This is a genomic window from Streptococcus sp. 2018162, from assembly GCF_019754175.1.
GTDB classification, from domain to species: domain Bacteria; phylum Bacillota; class Bacilli; order Lactobacillales; family Streptococcaceae; genus Streptococcus; species Streptococcus hashimotonensis.
In genome coordinates, this window is sequence record NZ_JAIJZP010000001.1 from 248,783 (window position 1) to 266,199 (window position 17,417).

At 43.5% G+C, this 17,417-nt stretch carries 18 protein-coding genes; 14 read left to right on the top strand and 4 right to left on the bottom strand.

All coding sequences use genetic code 11. The features are described 5' to 3' along the window. The first annotated feature begins 11 nt into the window (after positions 1 to 11). From K5Q22_RS01135 to rpsR, 9 genes are all read left to right on the top strand, one after another. A complete protein-coding gene (locus tag K5Q22_RS01135; protein ID WP_205013358.1) occupies positions 12 to 395 on the top strand; it encodes a VOC family protein in 384 nt (127 codons plus the stop codon). Between the two features lie 12 nt (positions 396 to 407). Then, on the top strand, positions 408 to 1,883 hold the full coding sequence (locus tag K5Q22_RS01140; RefSeq protein ID WP_205013357.1) for a glycoside hydrolase family 1 protein: 1,476 nt from the start codon (positions 408 to 410) through the stop codon (positions 1,881 to 1,883). An 8-nt stretch (positions 1,884 to 1,891) separates the two neighbouring features. Next, positions 1,892 to 2,491, top strand: coding sequence for a histidine phosphatase family protein (locus K5Q22_RS01145; RefSeq protein ID WP_105134654.1), 600 nt, complete (start codon positions 1,892 to 1,894; stop codon positions 2,489 to 2,491). A gap of 11 nt (positions 2,492 to 2,502) precedes the next feature. Next, positions 2,503 to 3,102, top strand: a complete 600-nt coding sequence (locus K5Q22_RS01150; protein ID WP_205013356.1) for a histidine phosphatase family protein — start codon at positions 2,503 to 2,505, stop codon at positions 3,100 to 3,102. A 14-nt stretch (positions 3,103 to 3,116) separates the two neighbouring features. Next, positions 3,117 to 4,556, top strand: coding sequence for a 6-phospho-beta-glucosidase (locus tag K5Q22_RS01155; RefSeq protein WP_205013355.1), 1,440 nt, complete (start codon positions 3,117 to 3,119; stop codon positions 4,554 to 4,556). An 83-nt stretch (positions 4,557 to 4,639) separates the two neighbouring features. After that, positions 4,640 to 5,629: a lipoate--protein ligase gene (locus tag K5Q22_RS01160; RefSeq protein WP_105140666.1), complete on the top strand. Its 990-nt coding sequence runs from the start codon at positions 4,640 to 4,642 to the stop codon at positions 5,627 to 5,629. 171 nt (positions 5,630 to 5,800) lie between these two features. Beyond that, entirely contained in the window at positions 5,801 to 6,091 is a 291-nt protein-coding gene (rpsF, locus tag K5Q22_RS01165; protein WP_002942403.1) for a 30S ribosomal protein S6, read from the top strand. Between the two features lie 11 nt (positions 6,092 to 6,102). Continuing rightward, positions 6,103 to 6,597: a single-stranded DNA-binding protein gene (locus tag K5Q22_RS01170; protein ID WP_015647334.1), complete on the top strand. Its 495-nt coding sequence runs from the start codon at positions 6,103 to 6,105 to the stop codon at positions 6,595 to 6,597. A 32-nt stretch (positions 6,598 to 6,629) separates the two neighbouring features. Then, the gene (rpsR, locus tag K5Q22_RS01175) at positions 6,630 to 6,869 is read left to right on the top strand and encodes a 30S ribosomal protein S18 (protein ID WP_002939250.1); all 240 of its coding nucleotides are present in this window, start codon (positions 6,630 to 6,632) and stop codon (positions 6,867 to 6,869) included. A 232-nt stretch (positions 6,870 to 7,101) separates the two neighbouring features. Here rpsR and K5Q22_RS01180 read toward each other — a convergent pair whose 3' ends face one another. Beyond that, entirely contained in the window at positions 7,102 to 7,758 is a 657-nt protein-coding gene (locus K5Q22_RS01180; RefSeq protein ID WP_012027735.1) for a DUF1129 domain-containing protein, read from the bottom strand. A 15-nt stretch (positions 7,759 to 7,773) separates the two neighbouring features. Beyond that, the gene (locus K5Q22_RS01185; protein ID WP_002939248.1) at positions 7,774 to 8,718 is read right to left on the bottom strand and encodes a magnesium transporter CorA family protein; all 945 of its coding nucleotides are present in this window, start codon (positions 8,716 to 8,718) and stop codon (positions 7,774 to 7,776) included. A 770-nt stretch (positions 8,719 to 9,488) separates the two neighbouring features. On the opposite strand from K5Q22_RS01185, the gene uvrA reads away from it, so the two are divergent. The 5 genes from uvrA (at position 9,489) to nusB (ending at position 14,922) form a co-directional block, all read left to right on the top strand. Continuing rightward, entirely contained in the window at positions 9,489 to 12,314 is a 2,826-nt protein-coding gene (gene uvrA / locus K5Q22_RS01190; protein ID WP_205013354.1) for an excinuclease ABC subunit UvrA, read from the top strand. Between the two features lie 96 nt (positions 12,315 to 12,410). Then, on the top strand, positions 12,411 to 13,472 hold the full coding sequence (locus tag K5Q22_RS01195; RefSeq protein WP_044669182.1) for a Xaa-Pro peptidase family protein: 1,062 nt from the start codon (positions 12,411 to 12,413) through the stop codon (positions 13,470 to 13,472). Between the two features lie 63 nt (positions 13,473 to 13,535). Beyond that, a complete protein-coding gene (gene efp, locus K5Q22_RS01200; protein WP_002942436.1) occupies positions 13,536 to 14,093 on the top strand; it encodes an elongation factor P in 558 nt (185 codons plus the stop codon). A gap of 27 nt (positions 14,094 to 14,120) precedes the next feature. Beyond that, on the top strand, positions 14,121 to 14,513 hold the full coding sequence (locus K5Q22_RS01205; RefSeq protein WP_002942446.1) for an Asp23/Gls24 family envelope stress response protein: 393 nt from the start codon (positions 14,121 to 14,123) through the stop codon (positions 14,511 to 14,513). Beyond that, positions 14,503 to 14,922 (top strand): transcription antitermination factor NusB, encoded by a 420-nt coding sequence (gene nusB, locus K5Q22_RS01210; RefSeq protein ID WP_002938276.1) that lies wholly within the window; start codon positions 14,503 to 14,505, stop codon positions 14,920 to 14,922. Before K5Q22_RS01205 ends, nusB begins: the two co-directional genes overlap by 11 nt. 79 nt (positions 14,923 to 15,001) lie before the next feature. Here nusB and K5Q22_RS01215 read toward each other — a convergent pair whose 3' ends face one another. Continuing rightward, positions 15,002 to 15,967 (bottom strand): LacI family DNA-binding transcriptional regulator, encoded by a 966-nt coding sequence (locus K5Q22_RS01215; protein WP_002942449.1) that lies wholly within the window; start codon positions 15,965 to 15,967, stop codon positions 15,002 to 15,004. Beyond that, positions 15,948 to 17,402, bottom strand: a complete 1,455-nt coding sequence (locus tag K5Q22_RS01220; protein ID WP_105134661.1) for a sucrose-6-phosphate hydrolase — start codon at positions 17,400 to 17,402, stop codon at positions 15,948 to 15,950. The genes K5Q22_RS01215 and K5Q22_RS01220 overlap by 20 nt, the downstream gene beginning before the upstream one ends. Between the last annotated feature and the right edge of the window lie 15 nt (positions 17,403 to 17,417).

The following is a 17,417-nucleotide window of genomic DNA, read 5'->3' on the forward strand; positions in this document are numbered from 1 at the left end:
AGGAGTACAACATGAGGATAGAACATGTAGCAATCTACACTCAGGATTTGGAAGGTATGCGTAATTTCTTTGAAACCTATTTCCATGCTCAATCGAATCAACTCTACCATAATCAGAAAACCAGTTTCAAATCCTATTTTCTTACCTTTGAAGACGGGGCTCGACTGGAAATTATGACCAGGGACGATGTGGTAGACAAACCAAGCCAGCTCAATCATCTAGGACTCATTCATTTAGCCTTTAGTCTAAGGAGTGAGGAAGCTGTGAATGAATTAACAGAGCGACTTGTTGCTGCAGGTTACCCACTTCTTAGTGGACCACGGGTGACTGGCGATGGCTACTACGAATCATGTGTGCTGGGATTTGAAGGTGTTCAAATTGAGTTAACAGTGTAAAGGAACCAAGTAATGTCAAAAAAACAATTTCCAAAAGGATTTCTTTGGGGTGGTGCAACAGCAGCCAATCAGTACGAAGGTGGTTGGAACTTGGGCGGTCGTGGTCCTGCCACATCCGATACCTATGTAGCAGTCGATCCCGACAAGCGTAAGGATATGAGCCACTTTGGTAAGCCTGTTTCGCGGACCGATGTGGAATTTGCCTTGGCAGACCAGGAAGGACTCTATCCAAAACGTTGGGGCTCTGATTTCTACCATCGTTATAAAGAAGATATTGCACTCTATGCGGAGATGGGCTTTAAAACCTTCCGACTTTCAATTGCTTGGCCACGTATTTTCCCGAAAGGTGATGAATTAGAGCCAAATGAAGAAGGCTTGGCATTCTACGACAAGGTCTTTGATGAACTCAATAAATACGGCATCGAACCCTTGGTGACCCTTTCGCATTATGAATTCCCAGTTCATCTGGTGACGGAATATGGCGGTTGGAAGAACCGCAAAGTGATTGACTTCTTCGTTCGCTATGCAGAAACAGTTTTCAATCGTTACAAGGGCAAGGTCAAGTATTGGCTAACCTTCAATGAAATCAATATCCTTGGTATGACTGGTTATTTATCAGGCGGCTTGCTATTTGAAGATGGTCAGTTGCACTTGGATGAAATGTACCAAGCAGTCCACTATCAGTTTGTCGCCTCTAGTTTAGCAACAAAAGTTGCTCATGAGATTGATCCAGAAAACAAGGTTGGTTGTATGCTGGCCCGTATGGAAGCCTATCCAGCAACCTGTCATCCAGATGATATGATGTACGCGCTACAAAAAGACCAATCTAACCTTTTTTACTCGGATGTTCAAGTGCGTGGGGAATATCCGCGTTACATGAATCGCTTCTTCAAGGAAAATAATATCACCATTCACTTTGAACCAGGCGATGAAGCGATTTTGAAACAATATCCCGTGGATTTTATGAGTTTTTCATACTACATGACTTCTGTTACCCGCCATCCAAATAATCAAACGCCAGAGCAAAAAGCGACAGCAGGAAACTTGATTCTAGGCGAAGCCAATCCATATCTGGAAGCCTCCGATTGGGGTTGGCAGATTGATCCTGTCGGCCTCCGTCTCACACTCAATAAACTCTACGACCGTTACCAAGTTCCTCTCTTCATTGTGGAAAATGGCCTAGGTGCCTTGGATACGGTTGAGAAGGATGGTTCCATTCACGATCATTATCGGATTGATTACCTTCGCAAACATGTGGAACAAATGTATGAAGCCATCGAAGATGGGGTAGAACTCATGGGTTACACCTGGTGGGGTTGTACGGACTTGGTTTCAGCTTCAACATCAGAAATGTCCAAACGATACGGTTTTGTTTATGTAGATGCGGATGACCAAGGAAATGGCAGCTTTGACCGTTCACGGAAGGATTCCTTCTTCTGGTATAAGGACCTTATCGCAAGTAATGGAGCAAGCATTTTGAATGACTAGGAGGTTCTATGGTAAAAACAATCTATTTGATGCGCCATGGGGAAACACTTTTTAACACCCAAGGTCGTGTACAGGGCGTTTGCGATTCTCCTTTGACGGAAAATGGCAGAGCGCAAGCACAGGCGGCTAAGAATTACTTTGCTGAGCAAGGTATCCAGTTTGGTGCAGTCTATTCTTCCACACAGGAACGTGCGACAGATACTGCCAAGATTGTGTCAGGTCAGGAGAATGTCCAGCAATTAAAAGGGCTCAAAGAAATGGATTTCGGCATTTTCGAAGCACAACCTGAAATGCTTTTGCCCAAGTTTCGAAGAGGAGCCAATTCATTTGAAGACCTCTTGGTGCCTTTCGGAGGTGAGGATATTCGTACAGTCGGACAACGAGTAGCTCAGACGGTAGAAGAGACGGTGTCAGGACAGGATGAAAAAACGGTGTTGGCTGTCAGTCATGGTGCAGCCATGTGGGGTTTTATGTTGCACCACAAAATCGAACTTCCAGCTGATTTCCGATTTAGCAACTGTGCCATTTGCCAGTTAGAATACGATGGGGACCAGATTCGCTTAGTCAAAGTAATCAATCCTGTCCTCAATCAAGTGATTGATTTGTAAGGAGGAGGAAAATGGCAACAAAATTGTACTTAATGCGCCATGGACAAACTCGGTTTAATCAACAGGGTCGGATTCAAGGGGCCTGCGATTCTCCCTTGACAGATTTGGGAAAAGAGCAAGCACTAGCTGCTCACCAGTATTTTCAAGAGCAAGGGATTGAGTTCGATAAAATCTATTCTTCAACCGAACGTGCCTGTGACACAGCTGAATTGGTTACAGGGAGGATGGACTATATTCGCTTGAAAGGCTTGAAAGAACAGGATTTTGGAGCTTTCGAGGGTCAACAGGAATATCTTAATCTACCTCTCCAAGGAGATATTGGCTACGGTGATTACTTTGTCACCTTTGGAGGAGAGTCTTATCAAGATGTCCGACAACGAATGGTCGAAACCATTGGGGGAATCATGGAAGAAGCTGACAATCAATCCGTTTTAGTGGTTAGTCATGGAGCTGCCATAGCCCAATTTTTCAGACAGGTATTGACAGATTATCCGCAAGTTCGGATGCGTAATTGTGCCATATTGAGCTTTGATTATGAGGATGGAAAGTATGACCTAGTCAGTGTCGTTGACCCTGTGAACAGAGAGATTCTTTATCAACAACAAAGCTAGGAAAAGGAGAAAAGATGACAGTAACAAAAGTATTTCCAGAAGGATTTTTATGGGGTGGTGCAACAGCTGCCAACCAATGTGAGGGTGCCTATGATGTGGACGGGCGTGGACTTGCCAATGTTGACGTAGTTCCAATTGGTGAAGACCGTGGTGCTATTATCACTGGTCGTAAGAAGATGTTTGATTTTGAGGATGGCTATTTCTACCCAGCCAAAGAGTCCATTGACATGTACCACCATTTCAAGGAGGATATTGCCCTCTTTGGTGAAATGGGCTTTAAGACCTATCGTCTATCCATCGCCTGGTCCCGTATTTTCCCTAAGGGAGACGAGCTAGAGCCGAACGAAAAAGGCTTGCGATTCTACGAAGACTTGTTTAAGGAGTGCCACAAGTACGGCATTGAGCCCCTTGTGACCATTACCCACTTTGACTGTCCAATGCACTTGATTGAGGCCTACGGTGGCTGGCGCAATCGTAAGATGCTTGAATTTTACGAACGCCTGTGCCGTACCCTCTTCACACGCTACAAGGGCTTGGTCAAATATTGGCTGACCTTCAACGAGATCAACATGATTCTCCATGCACCATTTATGGGGGCTGGTCTCTATTTTGAAGAAGGCGAAAATGTGGAACAGGTCAAATACCAAGCTGCCCACCACGAGCTTGTTGCCTCAGCCATTGCCACAAAATTGGCCCATGAAATTGACCCAGAAAACAAGGTTGGCTGTATGTTGGCCGCAGGTCAATACTACCCACACACCTGTCACCCACGTGATGTCTGGGAAGGTCTGCAAGAAGACCGTGAAAATTATTTCTTCATTGATGTTCAGGCGCGTGGCTATTATCCAAACTATGCCAAGAAGAAATGGGAACGTGCAGGCATTGAGATTGAAATGACCGACGAAGATCTAGCACTCCTGAAAGAGCATACGGTGGACTTCATTTCCTTCTCTTACTACTCTAGCCGTGTTGCATCTGGCGATCCAGCAGAGAAGGAAAAAACAGCAGGCAATATCTTTGCTTCCATTAAAAATCCTTACCTAGACGCATCGGAATGGGGCTGGCAGATTGACCCACTCGGTTTCCGCATTACCCTCAACTCTATCTGGGATCGCTACCAAAAGCCACTCTTTGTGGTGGAAAATGGTCTGGGAGCAGTTGACACGCCAGATGAAAATGGCTATGTGGAAGACGATTACCGTATCGACTACCTCCGTCAACACGTCTTAGCTATGCGCGACGCCATTGTCGAAGATGGTGTGGAGCTCTTGGGCTACACCACTTGGGGCTGTATTGACCTAGTTTCTGCTGGAACTGGCGAAATGAAAAAACGCTACGGTTTCATTTATGTTGACCGGGACAATGAGGGAAATGGCACTCTCAAACGCTCTAAGAAAAAATCATTTGATTGGTATAAAAAAGTCATCGCTACAAATGGAGCTGATGTGGAATAAAATATGAGAGACAGGTCTTCGGACTTGTCTTTTGTTATCGTTTCCACTATAATAAAAATTAGTTAACAATAAAGGAGTTTTGCATGAAATACATCGTAAACAACAGCAATGACCCAGCTTATAACATCGCCCTCGAAGCCTATGCCTTCAAGGAATTAACAGATATTGACGAGATTTTTATCCTTTGGATCAATGAGCCAGCCATCATTATCGGTAAGCACCAGAATGCTATTGAAGAAATTAACAAGGAATTCACAGACGAAAAAGGCATCCATGTTGTTCGCCGTCTGTCAGGTGGTGGCGCTGTCTATCATGACCTCAACAATCTCAACTATACCATTATATCTAATAAGGCAGACGAGGGAGCTTTTGACTTCAAAACCTTCTCCAAGCCTGTGATTGATACCCTAGCAACACTGGGTGTTGAGGCAAATTTCACCGGCCGTAATGACCTGGAAATTGACGGCAAGAAAATCTGTGGTAATGCCCAAGCCTATGCTAAAGGGCGCATGATGCACCACGGTTGCTTGCTCTTTGATGTGGATATGTCAGTCCTCGCAAGTGCCCTCAAGGTCAGCAAGGATAAAATCGAGTCCAAGGGGGTCAAGTCAGTCCGTGCCCGTGTGACCAACATCAACAACGAACTGCCAGAGAAGATGACCGTCTTGGAGTTCAAGGACGCCATTCTCAACCAGATGAAGCAAGAATACCCAGACATGGACGAGTACGTCTTGTCAGAAGATGACTTGGCTCGTATCCAAGAAATCCGTGATACCCAGTTTGCGACATGGGATTGGACCTACGGTCAAACACCAGAATACACAGTGGAGCGTAGCGTGCGTTACCCAGCTGGTAAAATCACAACCTACATCAAGGCTGAAAAATCTGTGATCGAATCTATCAAGATTTACGGAGACTTCTTCGGTATTGGTGATGTATCGGATATTGAAGATTTGCTGGTTGGCACTCGGTACGAGTACGTAGATGTCCTAGCGAAACTCCAAGAAATCGACACAACACACTATTTCTCACGCATGACAACAGAAGAAGTAGCAAAAGCAATTGTAGCTTAATCCATAGGGCTGCCCTTTGTTTGGGCAGTCTTTATTTTTTGTGAAAATGTTTTCGGAAAACTGTTTTCGCTTGCACATTTTCTATATTATGGTATAATTATTTTCTGTGAGTATCCCTCACTTACTCGTGGCTAGACCATGAGTCATTAGACCAAAAGGAGGAACATATCAATGGCTAAATACGAAATTCTTTATATTATTCGTCCAAACATTGAAGAAGAAGCTAAAAACGCTTTGGTAGCACGCTTTGACTCTATCTTGACTGACAACGGTGCAACTATCGTTGAATCAAAAGCATGGGAAAAACGTCGCCTTGCATACGAAATCAAAGATTTCCGCGAAGGTTTGTACCACATCGTTAACGTTGAAGCTAACAACGATGAAGCTCTTAAAGAGTTTGACCGTTTGTCAAAAATCAACGGCGACATTCTTCGTCACATGATTGTCAAACTTGACGCGTAAGAAGGTGTTGTATGATTAATAATGTAGTATTGGTTGGTCGTATGACCCGTGATGCAGAACTTCGTTATACTCCGTCTAATCAAGCTGTTGCGACTTTTACTTTGGCGGTTAACCGCAATTTTAAAAATCAAAACGGTGAGCGTGAAGCGGACTTTATCAACGTAGTCATTTGGCGTCAACAAGCTGAGAATTTGGCGAATTGGGCTAAGAAAGGTGCTCTGATTGGTGTTACAGGTCGTATCCAGACTCGTAGCTATGACAATCAGCAAGGGCAACGTGTCTACGTTACTGAGGTAGTTGCAGAAAGTTTCCAACTCTTGGAAAGCCGTACTGCCCGTGAAGGTCAAGGTGGAGGCTATTCAGCTGGCAACTCGTTTGCTGGAGGAAATGACTATAACTCGCCTTATCAAGCGCCTGCACAATCTACACCAAACTTCGCTCGAGAAGAAAGTCCATTTGGAACAAGTAATCCAATGGACATATCAGACGATGACCTACCATTCTAGGTCTGAAAATAATAATATAAAGGAGAACACACATGGCTCAACAACGTCGTGGCGGTTTCAAACGCCGTAAAAAAGTTGACTATATCGCAGCTAACAAAATTGAATATGTTGATTACAAAGATACTGAGCTTCTTAGCCGTTTCATTTCTGAACGTGGAAAAATCCTTCCACGCCGTGTAACTGGAACTTCAGCTAAAAACCAACGTAAAGTAACAACAGCTATCAAACGTGCTCGCGTTATGGCTCTTTTACCATTCGTAAACGAAGATTAGTAAAAAGACCCTGACGGGTCTTTTTAGCTTGTGCCCTAGAAACTGGAAAGGTGCAATCGCCCTGTGTGGCGATTTTTTCTTGCGCTCTAGAAATGTGAAAGGCGCAATAACAGTATGGACTGTTTCAGTAGATTGCATAGACAAGTGACATCGAATAAAGTTCTCGGGCGATTTGATAGCTGGACTGTATAGATAAACAAAGCGACTGGAATATTCCAATCGCTTTGTTTTATTATTGAACTGGGGACATGGCATTGCGAATGTTATATTTCTTTTTCAAGAGGTAGCGTGCACCGAAAGCAGCAGCTCCGATAAGAATAGTAACAAGCGGAGGGAGAACTGGGTTAAATGCGGCTGGAATTAGTGCTGCTAGAATGAAAACGACTGACCAAGCCAGCGTAGCAAGTCCGAGAAAAGCGATAGCTTTCAGCAATTTAGGACGTTGCCCAGTTTTAATTTGTTCTCTATAAACGAAATGGTACATCAAGTACATCCCTGCACCAACACCGAAACCGATGACAAATAAAGTTAATAGCCCATACTGTGCACCTTGGCCAAAAAGATTCATCAAACCATTGATACCAGCAATAATTGCAAGCATGAAAAGACTAGAATCTAGCCACATCAACCATGGATTTTCATTGTATTCCACTTGGTCTTTCTTTTCCTGTTCAGAAATTGTCTTACTAGCAGCCCACTCACTTGGTGCTCCATAGAGATTGCGGGCAGTCACGCCAGTTTTTTGCTTTTCAATGATAGTTGGTAAAATTTCTTCCAAGAGTTCTTTGATTTCGCTATCAGACTTTCCATCTTTAATCAGTTGGTTGGTCGCAATATGGATAAATTCTTGGTTCTTTTTTGTTAATCCGTTGATTTCTGTAAATGACATGTTAATCTCCTTAGGTTAAAACCATCTCTTACGGATGAAGTAGAAGGTAAGTGATAGGCTGATTGCAAATGCGAAGAGGATAATCCACCAAAAAGCATAGGGAATATCGTTAAAAGGAATGATGTTGTCCTTAAAGTTCATACCGTATGCAGAGAAGACCATGGTTGGGATAGAGAGAACGATTGTCACTAATGCCAAGGTTTTCATGATGGTATTCTGGTTGTTAGAAATGATAGAAGCAAAGGCATGGGTCATAGAGTTCAGGATGGAACCATAGATGTCTGCCATCTCAATGGCCTGTTGGGTTTCGACCAAGGTATCTTCAAGCAAATCCTCATCCTCTTCATACTTACGGAGTAGACGTGAGGAACTAGCAAGTTTTTTGACCAAACGCTCATTGGTTTTGAGGGAAGCCTTGAAGTAGACGATGGTTTTTTCCAATTCCATGAGTACAATTAATTCTTCATTTCGAGTAGCCTCATGGAGTTGCTTCTCAATCTCTTCGCTCTTTCTGTCAATGGTCCGTAGGGCTGACAAGTAGAGTTGAGCATTGCGGTAGAGAATTTGGAAAACGAAACGAGACTTCATGAAAGTGAAGAAATTCCGTAGACGACGATGGATAAACTGCTCAAACAGTGGCAGTGGTTCCAAACAAGTCGTGATAATCGCATCATCTGTTAGAATAATTCCCAAAGGAATAGTAATATAATATGTCTTGTTGTTTCGTTCTTCAAGAATTGGGACGTCGACCAGGATGAGTGTATAGTCATCTTCGACGGTGATACGAGAGGATTCTTCCGCATCGAGCGGTGCTCGCAGGTCAGCGATGTCAATCTTATAGTGTTCAGCCACTTCCATAGACTCGCTCTGGGAGGGGTTGACCAAATTAATCCAAGCCCCTGGTTCAAAGGTTTGGATTTCTTCTAAATCAGTCATGGTTGATAGAAAAATTTGTTTCATATCTTTGCCCTCCTTTTATCTTTGTTGCGTTAACGCAACCTCTATTATACCAAAAAATGTGCAGTTTCGGAAAGGTTTTATATAGAAATGTGTTATAATATGTAGACATTTAAGCGAATAAGTTGTACGGACTTTTCCTTGTTCCGTATACCATAGCTTATAGCCTCTTAAGAAAGGATTTGAACGCGTGCTAAAGCGTCGAGTTTTATACGGTTTCTTGACGTGAGATTTTCAAAACGATATTTTTTGAAAATCGAGCTAATACAAGATATAGGAATTGCCCATAGGCAGTTTCGTCTGGTGACGCGGAGTTAATCGACCGTCACCAGTTATCTTGTGAACGCACTTATATTAGAAAGGAATTGAACACGGGCTAATGATGTTGGTGTAATGAGGAAAACTGCGTTTTTCTTATTTCCCGATTGTAACAGTCTCCCAGACTGTTACAACGCCCTCTGTATCTTTAGAAAGGAATTGAATGCGTGCTAAAAGCGTCGAGTTTTTATACGGTTTCTTGACGTGAGATTTTCAAAACGATATTTTTTGAAAATCGAGCTAATACAAGATATAGGAATTGCCCATAGGCAGTTTCGTCTGGTGACGCGGAGTTAATCGACCGTCACCAGTTATCTTGTGAATGCACTTATATTAGAAAGGAAATGAACACGGGCTAAATGCGGTGTCAAAAAGATAAACTTCCTTGTGTCTTTCAGACACATCGTCAGTTTCCTATTTTGACTGTGCATTTGACGCCCTTTGTATCTTAAGTTATGCAAGAAAATATTGTGATTCATGGGGCGCGTGCCCATAATTTGAAAAATATTGATGTGACCATTCCGCGTGAGAAGTTGGTGGTGGTGACTGGTTTGTCGGGGTCTGGTAAGTCAAGTTTGGCTTTTGATACCTTGTATGCCGAGGGTCAACGTCGCTACGTAGAGTCTTTGTCTGCCTATGCTCGTCAGTTCTTGGGCAACATGGACAAACCTGATGTGGATTCCATCGAGGGTCTCAGCCCTGCTATTTCCATAGACCAAAAAACAACCTCGCGTAACCCGCGTTCGACGGTTGGAACGGCAACGGAAATCAATGACTATCTCCGCCTGCTTTATGCTCGGGTCGGTGTGCCTTACTGTATCAATGGGCACGGGGCGATTGCAGCTTCTTCGGTGGAGCAGATCGTCGATGAGGTCTTGGAATTGCCAGAACGCCAGCGTTTGCAGATCCTAGCTCCGATTGTGCGAAAGAAAAAAGGGCAGCACAAGACCATTTTTGAGAAAGTGCAGAAGGACGGCTACGTTCGGGTCCGTGTCAATGGCGATGTCTATGATGTGTCAGAAGTGCCTGAGTTGTCCAAGAGCAAGGCTCACAACATTGAAGTCGTGGTCGATCGGATTGTCATCAAAGAAGGCATTCGTTCGCGACTTTTTGACTCCATTGAGGCGGCCCTGCGGATTGCGGACGGCTATGTCATCATCGATACCATGGATGATAAGGAACTGCTTTTCTCCGAGTACTACGCCTGTCCAGTTTGTAGCTTTACGGTGCCTGAGTTGGAGCCTCGCCTCTTCTCTTTCAATGCTCCTTTTGGGTCTTGTAGCGACTGTGACGGTTTGGGCATGAAGCTGGAAGTGGATACAGATTTGATTGTCCCAGATGCCAGCAAGACCTTGCGTGAGGGTGCTTTGGCTCCTTGGAATCCAATCTCTTCCAACTACTACCCTCAGATGCTGGAGCAAGCTATGAACCATTTTGGTGTGGATATGGACAAGCCTTTCGAGGAATTGACGGAAGAGGAGAAGAACCTGATTTTCAACGGTTCTGACGGAAAAGAATTCCATTTCCATTATGAAAATGAGTTCGGTGGGGTCCGAGACATCGATATTCCATTCGAGGGCTTGATTACCAACATTAACCGCCGCTACCGTGAAACCAATAGTGATTATACACGGACAGTCATGAAGACTTACATGAATGAATTGACATGTGGGACCTGCCACGGCTATCGCCTCAATGACCAAGCCTTATCTGTCAAGGTCGGTGGTGAGAAGGGACTTCATATCGGGCAGTTGTCTGACTTGTCCGTAGCGGATCATCTGGAAGTCATTGAAAATCTGACCTTGTCTGAAAATGAAGCCACCATTGCGACACCGATTGTCAAGGAAATCAAGGACCGCCTGTCCTTCCTTAATAACGTTGGTCTCAACTATCTAACTCTTTCACGAGCAGCAGGAACCCTTTCTGGTGGTGAGAGTCAGCGGATTCGTCTGGCGACTCAGATTGGCTCTAACCTGTCTGGTGTTCTTTACATCTTGGATGAGCCATCGATTGGTTTGCACCAGCGGGACAATGACCGTCTGATTGCTAGTCTCAAAAAGATGCGTGATTTGGGCAATACCTTGATTGTGGTGGAGCATGATGAGGACACCATGCGGGAGGCGGACTGGTTGATTGACATTGGTCCAGGTGCGGGTGTCTTTGGCGGAGAAATCGTGGCTTCTGGAACGCCTGCCCAAGTAGCTAAAAACAAGAAATCCATCACAGGTCAATACCTGTCTGGCAAACGTGAAATTCCGGTGCCTCTCGAACGCCGTGTCGGAAATGGTCGTTTCCTGGAGGTAACAGGTGCCAAGGAAAACAACCTGCAAGATGTAACGGTTCGTTTCCCACTCGGAAAATTTGTTGCGGTGACAGGGGTATCTGGCTCTGGTAAGTCAACTCTGGTCAACTCCATTTTGAAAAAAGCCATTGCTCAGAAGCTCAATCGCAATTCGGACAAGCCAGGCAAGTTCAAATCCATTTCAGGAATTGAACACTTGGACCGCCTGATTGATATTGACCAAAGCCCGATTGGACGGACACCGCGTTCCAACCCAGCTACCTACACAGGTGTCTTTGACGATATTCGTGACCTCTTTGCCCAGACCAATGAAGCGAAAATCCGTGGCTACAAGAAGGGGCGATTCTCCTTTAACGTCAAAGGTGGTCGTTGCGAAGCCTGCTCTGGTGACGGGATTATCAAGATTGAAATGCACTTCCTGCCAGATGTTTTTGTACCTTGTGAAGTTTGTCATGGCCACCGCTACAACTCGGAAACCTTGGAAGTACACTACAAGGAGAAAAATATTGCTCAGGTCCTTGATATGACGGTCAATGATGCGGTGGAATTCTTTAAACATATTCCAAAAATTGAACGGAAGCTCCGCACCATTCAAGATGTGGGCTTGGGTTATGTTACTCTTGGACAACCTGCGACAACCCTGTCAGGTGGTGAAGCCCAACGGATGAAATTGGCATCTGAACTTCACAAGCGATCAACTGGTAAGTCTTTGTATATCTTGGATGAGCCAACGACAGGGCTGCATACCGAAGACATTGCTCAATTGTTAAAAGTTTTAGCTCGTTTTGTTGATGACGGCAACACTGTCCTTGTCATTGAGCACAATCTGGATGTGATTAAGACAGCAGACCACATTATCGACATGGGACCAGAAGGCGGTGTCGGTGGCGGTACCGTTGTCGCGACAGGAACACCAGAAGAAGTGGCGGATAACCCAGCCAGCTTTACAGGCCAGTATTTGAAAACGAAGTTGAAGTAAAAAGTCGCTCTGGCGGCTTTTTCTCTATCTGCTAGAAAGAATTGGTATTTGTCTGTATTTCTGCTATAATAGTTAAAAAATCATTGGAGGAATAGGATGCAAAAAAGACTTGAAAAATTCGAAGAAAAATTAGCTCAATCAACTGTTGATGGAATCTTGGTGACTGGTCAAAACAATATTTACTACCTAACTGGTTTTTGGGGAACGGAGGCGACAGTCTTCATCAGTGGCAAGCGTCGCTTGTTTGTGACTGATTCGCGTTATACTTTGATAGCCAAGGCATCAGTAAAAGGTTTTGATATTATTGAGAGTCGTTTTGCCCTTGAAGAGATTGCAAAGGTGATTAAGGAAGATGGACTTGAAACCATTGGTTTTGATAGCGAGGTGACCTATGGTTTCTATCAAAGTCTGACCAGCATTTTTGAAGGTTATCAACTAGTTGCTATGTCAAACTTTATCGAAGACTTGCGCATGATTAAGGATGAGAAAGAAATTGCGACCATTCGCCGTGCATGTCAAATTTCGGATCAGGCTTTTATTGATGTTCTTGACTTTATCAAACCAGGTCAGACGACTGAGATGGACGTCAATCATTTCCTTGACCACCGCATGCGTCAACTCGGTGCAGAAGGGGCATCATTTGAGTTCATCGTGGCATCTGGCTACCGCTCTGCTATGCCTCATGGAAGAGCGTCTGAAAAGGTTATCCAAACGGGTGAGACCTTGACGCTGGATTTTGGTTGCTATTACCAGCATTATGTCAGCGATATGACACGGACCATCCATATCGGTCATGTGACTGATCAAGAGCGTGAGATTTACGATGTGGTCTTGCGTGCCAATAAGGCTTTAATTGAGCAGGCCAAAGAAGGCGTCACCTACCGCGAGTTTGATGCTATTCCTCGTGAGATTATCAATGCGGCGGGTTACGGAGCCAACTTTACACACGGCATCGGTCACGGTATCGGCTTGGATATTCATGAATATCCGTATTTTGGAAAATCTGACGAGACTATCAAGGCAGGTATGGTCTTGACGGATGAGCCTGGTATCTATTTGGATGACAAATATGGTGTCCGTATCGAAGATGACCTATTGATTACGGAAAACGGTTGTGAAGTCTTGACATTAGCACCCAAGGAATTGATTGTCATTTGAGAAATTTGACAGTTTGTGGTAGAATAAAACGAATAAATAAAATTTGAAGAGGTATTCAATACAATGATTGAAGCAAGTAAACTTAGAGCAGGTATGACCTTCGAAGCTGAAGGTAAATTGATTAAAGTTTTGGATGCAAGCCACCACAAACCAGGTAAAGGAAACACCATCATGCGTATGAAATTGCGTGATGTACGTACAGGTTCAACCTTCGATACAACTTACCGTCCAGATGAAAAATTTGAACAAGCTATTATCGAAACAGTTCCAGCACAGTACCTTTACCAAATGGATGACACAGCTTATTTCATGAATACTGAGACTTACGATCAGTATGAAATTCCAGTAGCGACCATCAAAGAAGAATTGCTCTATATCTTGGAGAATTCCGATGTGAAGATCCAGTTCTACGGAACAGAAGTGATCGGTGTTACTGTACCAACAACTGTTGAATTGGTCGTTGCAGAAACACAACCATCTATCAAAGGTGCGACTGTTACAGGTTCAGGTAAACCAGCTACGATGGAAACAGGTCTTGTCGTCAACGTACCAGACTTTATCGAAGCAGGTCAAAAACTCGTTATCAACACAGCAGAAGGAACTTACGTATCACGTGCTTAATCGTTTCCTCTTAAGAAAGGAGAGCCTATGACAACAGAATATCAAGGCGAGATTGTTATCGCACCTCGCGTCCTTGAAGTAATTACAGGCATTGCTGCAGCGAAAGTTGATGGAGTACATTCCCTTCAAAATAAGCGTGTAGCAGACAGTTGGTCAAAAACATCGTTAAATAAAGGTGTTTATCTTGAAACTGACGAGGAAGGTCGAGTGACTGCGGATATTTACGTCTATCTAGAATATGGTGTAAATGTTCCTGCCGTATCAATGGACATCCAGCGTGCAGTCAAGACAGCAGTTTACAACTATGCAGAAGTTCAAGTGGCTGCGGTTAATATCCATGTCAGCGGCATTGTTCCTGATAAAACACCAAAACCAGCATTGAAAGATTTATTCGGAGAGGATTTCCTTGATGAAGAATAACAGACATGCCCTGCGTAAGTGCGCTTTGCAGGCAATCGTATCACTTGAATTTGGTCAAGAACCTGTTCAGGCAGCTCAGTTTTCTTATCTTTATGATAGAGAGGAAGAGCAAGAAGGAGTTGAAATTCCGCTCTTTCTCCTTAACCTTGTCAATGGTGTCGCAGACTATCGTGATGACTTGGATAAGGAGTTATCTAGCCGATTAAAAGCAGGATGGACCTTAGACCGTTTAACCTTGATTGACAAGAATATCATGCGACTAGGTCTATTTGAAATCTTACATTTCGAAGAAACGCCAGACCGTGTTGCTGTTAACGAGGCTATTGAATTGGCTAAAGAATTTTCTGATGAATCTTCAGCTAAGTTTGTCAATGGAGTTTTGAGCCAGTTTATTAAAGAAGAAGCCTGATGAGCTTCTTTTTTACTTGAGAAACAAGAGAATGTATCATAAAAAAACTGTACCTAATTTTTATTAGGCACAGCTTTTTTTATATACTAGCTCCTGCTAGTAGGCTAATCGGCAGGATATAGTCAGTTTTTGTCAGTTTTTTTCCTTCGATTTTATCAACCAACAGTTCAACCAGCAGTCTAGCTATTTCGGTTAATGGTTGCTTGATGGTTGTCAATTGAGGATAGTAGTTTTCGATGAAACTTGTTCCATCATAACCAATCAATTTAATATCTTCTGGAATAGACAGTTTCAATGAACGAATGACGTTCCATACCAGCATAGCCGTTGCATCGCCAGATACAAAGATACCATCTGGTTTTTGTTTTTCAAGAATGGCTCGGATTTCCATCTCCTTGCGCACAGGTGAGAAATCACTGGAGATATGAAAAACTTCGGCTTTGTTCAAAATAGATGTGAAACCTACTTGGCGAAGGCCGGTAGGTGAATTGGAATCATCGTTTCCGGTAATCATTAATGGATTGTGACATCCCGCTTTTTGTAAGGTTTGGGCAGCTAATACCCCGCCAGCAAAATTATCGGAAGAGACAATGGGAATGGAAGGAGAGAGGTTGCGGTCAAAAGCGATAATTGGAGCTACGACACGGTCGTAGTCTTGGATACCGAGATTGTGACTGCCCGAGATAATCCCATCTACTTGGTTAGCTGCTAACATTTCCAGATACTCACGTTCCTTATCGGACTCGTGCTGGCTATTGCAAATAATGGTTTTATAGCCTCGATCAAAAAGCTCTTTTTCTAAATGGCTAATCAATTCAGAATAAAAAATATTGTTTATTGTTGGGAAGATGAGACCAACTAATTTTGCAGATTTACCTTGTAAACTACGAGCTAAATTATTAGGTTTGTAGCCTAGTTCACGCATAGCCTCTTCGACATTGCGAATGGTTTTTTCAGATAGGTATCCTTTTTTATTGATAACGCGCGAGACAGTTGTTGGGCTGACCCCAGCTAACTGTGCGACATCAGTTAGTTTTGCGACCATAATCTAAATGGTAGTAGGTTCCGGTCGGATTACCAGTCGTAATGACGATACCAGACTGATCCGCATCAGGGAAGACACGACCAGAAAATACTTTCTCTCCTTTATTGATAAAGATTTCAAAGACAGATTTGTCGATGAAGATATTGGCTGTAAGAGCTCCTGGAGAAATCTCGCAAGAGCGACTTGTACCGAAATCGAGTGCGAATGGCTGACCACAGTTGCCACGGTCTAATGTAATCTGGCCTTGTTCAGTGTCTACAGACAAGACCAAGCCTTTTTCTTCTTCATTTGCGAACAATACGATTTCATGCTTCGTGCCCGCTGAAAAATCAAGTTCTAATTCGTAAACATTATTGGTTTCTTTTTGGGCTGAAAATGGCTGAGCTTCTTTACGAAGACTGGTAATAGCATCGACTGGATATTGGTAGAGCTTACCGTCCTTGATGGTTAATTCTTTAACCAATGACAGACAGCCTTGGTAGTCATAAGCATCGGTTGGATATTCCACATCTGGAAGAGCCAACCAGCTAACAGATAGAGTTCGACCGTCTGGTGCATTAAAGGCCTGGGTTGCATAGCACTCAAAACCATAGTCCAGATTGATCAATTCACTCGGTTCGACAATGCTTGCTGTTTCAGGATTGAAACTCTGACCAATCTTATACATATTTGGATAGATATTGCCATAGTCCAATACTTCTTTGTCCAAGCCTTGTGGACAGTAGAGAAGGATGGGTTGCTCACCAACGAACGCTATATTTGGGCATTCCATCATATAAGCGGTCATATCATTGGCAAAATCTAGGTCACCAACATAGGACCAGTTGAGGTAGTCGTTATTTTCAGCTTTATAAAGTTTGACAATTCCCTTTTTATCCAGATTTTGTCCACCGACAATAGCGTAATATTGCCCTTTATAGTTGAAAATTTGTGGATCACGGAAATGGTCCGTGGTATCTTCTGGTTGCTCAATCAAGACTTTATCAATCTTTTCAATCTTACCATCTTTATCCATCAAGGCACCGATTTGGTATGGATGGCGAACCCAATTTTCATCGCGGACATTTCCAGTATAGAAGAGGAAGAGCTTGTCGCCAAATTCCATGGCAGATCCAGAGTAGGCACCGTGGCTATCAAGTGGTGTATCTGGGTACATAACCGTACCAGTTTCTTCAAAATGGACCAAATCCGTTGACTCTGTATGGACCCAAGATTTTAATCCGTGCGCAGCACCGAATGGGAAGTATTGGTAAAAAAGCGTCCACTTTCCATTAAAATAAGAAAATCCATTTGGATCATTCAACAGTCCATGTGGTGTTTCAATGTGGAAATTTGTCCTCCAAGGTGAACTCTCTGTATTCTTCTTTATTTTTTCAATATATTCGGGTGTCCAGTCAGCATAAGCCCTGTAACGCTCCTCTGTTGTAAATGCCATAATTTTCTCCAAATT